Raw genomic sequence first — 2417 nt, 5'->3', positions numbered from 1 at the left:
AACCGTTTGCCCAAAAATTTCCATTTTTAATTTTTTTGGTGGGGGGCCCCCCACCTAACCCATGGGGTGGGGCCCCCGTATTTTTGGGTTCCCGCGGCGCTCCACACCATCCTACGTTGTTGCTCATCGGCGGCTCGGCGGAATGCGAAGCGCTTTACGTCAGGGCTTCGCGGACGAAGTCGAGGCGATCCTGGCCGAAGAACATCTCGTCGCCGACGAACATCATCGGCGCGCCGAACATCCCGCGCTTGATCGCCGCTTCGGTGTTGGCCTTCAGCGCGTCCTTCACCTCCTGCTCGGCGGTCAGCGCCAGCAGCGCCTGCGGGTCGAACCCCGCCTCGGCCAGCCACGGGCCGAGCACCGCCGGGTCGCCCAGGTTCAACGCGTCCACCCACATGCCCTTGAACACGCAGGCCAGCAACGCCTCGAAGCGTTCCGGCTGGCGCAGCTGCACGCCGGTGGCGGCGCGCATCAGGGTGAGGGTGTTGATCGGGAAGTGTGGGTTCATCTTCAGCGGCACGCCGTAGCGGCGAGCGAAGCGCAGCATGTCGATCATCGTGTAGCGGCCCTTGGCCGGGATGGCGATGGGCGAGGCATTGCCGGTGGCCTGGAACACCCCGCCCAGCAGCACCGGACGATAGACCAGCTCGGCGCCGGTCTCGGCGCAGATTCGCGGGAGTTGGGTATAGGCGAGGTAGGAAGTCGGGCTGCCGAAATCGAAGTAGAACTCGACGCTCTTGCTCATGAGTGACTCTCTTTCTTGTTGTCGTTATGGGCGGATCACCAGCGCTCGATCCAGGGGCGCAGATCCAGCTCGAAGGTCCAGGCATCGCGCGGCTGGCTGTGCAGGTACCAGTAGCTGTCGGCGATGTGCTCGGGGTCGAGGATGCCGTCCTGGTCCTTCAGCGCGTAGCGCTCGGGGAAGGTCTCGCGGATGAATTCGGTGTCGATGGCGCCGTCCACCACCACATGGGCGACGTGCAGGCCCATCGGCCCCAGCTCGCGAGCCATGCTCTGGGCCAGGGCGCGGATGCCGTGCTTGGCCCCGGCGAAGGCAGCGAAGCCCGAGGCGCCGCGCAGCCCGGCGGTGGCGCCGGTGAAGAGGATCGTGCCGCGCTGGCGCTTGACCATGCGCTTGGCCACCTCGCGGCCGGTGAGGAAGCCGGAGAAGCAGGCCATTTCCCAGATCTTGAAGTACTTGCGCGCGGTCTCCTCGAGGATGCTGCAGGGCACGTTGGCGCCGATGTTGAAGACGAAGGCCTCGATGGGGCCGATGTCGCGCTCGATGGTTTCCACCAGCTCGATCACCGCCTCTTCCTTGCGCGCATCCGAGGCGAAACCATGGGCCTCGCCGCCTTCGGCGCGGATCTGCTCCACGAGCGGCTGCAGCTTGTCCGCCGAGCGCCGGGTGACGCAGGCGACGTAGCCTTCACGGGCGAAGCGGCGGGCGATGGCGCCGCCGGTGGCATCGCCGGCGCCGATGACCAGGACGACTTTCTTGTTCGACATTCTCGTTTCCTCAGCGGTTGCGCAAAAGTTGGTAAACGGTCGTTAGGTAAACGAACGTTATGTTACTCTTGGCTTCATCGTCAACCGCTTCGCCGGAGTCGCCCCGATGCGCTACTCAGCCACCCACAAGGAAGAAACCCGTCAGCGCCTGCTCGACAGCAGCAGCGCGCTCGCCAAGCAGGGCGGCTTCGCCACTTCCGGGGTGGACGGGTTGATGAAGGCGGTGGGCTTGTCCGGCGGGGCGTTCTACAACCACTTCGGCTCGAAGGACGAGCTGTTCGCCGCCATCGTCGAACGTGAATTGCAGCAGAGCGTCGAACGCCTCGCCGCCAAGGGCAAGGTGCTCGACCGTGCGCGCCTGGAGCGCGCCCTCAAGCGCTACCTGAGCGTCAGCCATGTTCAGGATGCCGGTGCGGGCTGCGCCATTCCTGCGCTGGGCGCGGAGATCGCCCGTGCCGACATTGCCGTGCGGCAGAGCGCCGAGGATGCCCTGGTGGACTTGCAGCAGGCCTGGGCCGAGCTGCTGGGTTCGCAGGAGGACGCCTGGGCCCTGCTGGCGCAATGCGTGGGTGCGCTGGTGGTGGCGCGGATGGTCGCCAGTGAGAAGACGCAGAAGGCGATCATCGAGTCGAGCCGTGGCTTCCTGCTGCGGCATCTTGACGAGAAGTAGACAGCTGACCCATTGGGAGCGATCTCGTAGGGCGCATAACCCGGCACGGGTTATCCGCCGCAATGGCGGATAACGCCATAGGCGTTATGCGCCCTACAGCTGAGCGGGACCTGGACCTGTAGGTGGGGGGGGGGGGGGGGGGGGGGGGGGGGGGGGGGGGGGGGGGGGGGGGGGGGGGGGGGGGGGGGGGGGGGGGGGGGGGGGGGGGGGGGGGGGCGCCCGCGCGCCCCCCGCGGGC

At 67.1% G+C, this 2417-nt stretch carries 4 protein-coding genes; 1 reads left to right on the top strand and 3 read right to left on the bottom strand.

Annotated features, from left to right (window positions below; genetic code table 11):
- Positions 1-154 precede the first annotated feature (154 nt).
- Complete coding sequence (locus ACCC94_RS29260; RefSeq protein ID WP_413353082.1) at positions 155-745, bottom strand: 2-hydroxychromene-2-carboxylate isomerase; 591 nt, start codon at positions 743-745, stop codon at positions 155-157.
- Positions 746-780: 35 nt separating this feature from the next.
- Complete coding sequence (locus ACCC94_RS29255; protein ID WP_192225092.1) at positions 781-1509, bottom strand: SDR family oxidoreductase; 729 nt, start codon at positions 1507-1509, stop codon at positions 781-783.
- A gap of 106 nt (positions 1510-1615) precedes the next feature.
- On the opposite strand from ACCC94_RS29255, the gene ACCC94_RS29250 reads away from it, so the two are divergent.
- Positions 1616-2179, top strand: coding sequence for a TetR/AcrR family transcriptional regulator (locus tag ACCC94_RS29250; RefSeq protein ID WP_413353081.1), 564 nt, complete (start codon positions 1616-1618; stop codon positions 2177-2179).
- 50 nt (positions 2180-2229) lie between these two features.
- Here the strand turns inward: ACCC94_RS29250 and ACCC94_RS29245 are convergent.
- Positions 2230-2417, bottom strand: a 188-nt coding sequence (locus tag ACCC94_RS29245; RefSeq protein WP_413353080.1) for a hypothetical protein, incomplete at its 5' end; no start/stop codon positions are given.

The sequence above is a fragment of the Pseudomonas sp. Pseusp97 genome, from assembly GCF_047304025.1.
Classification (GTDB): Bacteria; Pseudomonadota; Gammaproteobacteria; order Pseudomonadales; family Pseudomonadaceae; genus Pseudomonas.
Note: the sequence above shows the minus strand (reverse complement) of the source record. Positions and strands in the feature narration are given on the sequence as shown.

What these genes read in the sequence shown, in the direction of transcription:
- ACCC94_RS29260 (WP_413353082.1), bottom strand. Translation starts at nt 745, where the DNA reads ATGAGCAAGAGCGTCGAGTTCTACTTCGATTTCGGCAGCCCGACTTCC.
- ACCC94_RS29255 (WP_192225092.1), bottom strand. Translation starts at nt 1,509, where the DNA reads ATGTCGAACAAGAAAGTCGTCCTGGTCATCGGCGCCGGCGATGCCACC.
- ACCC94_RS29250 (WP_413353081.1), top strand. Translation starts at nt 1,616, where the DNA reads ATGCGCTACTCAGCCACCCACAAGGAAGAAACCCGTCAGCGCCTGCTC.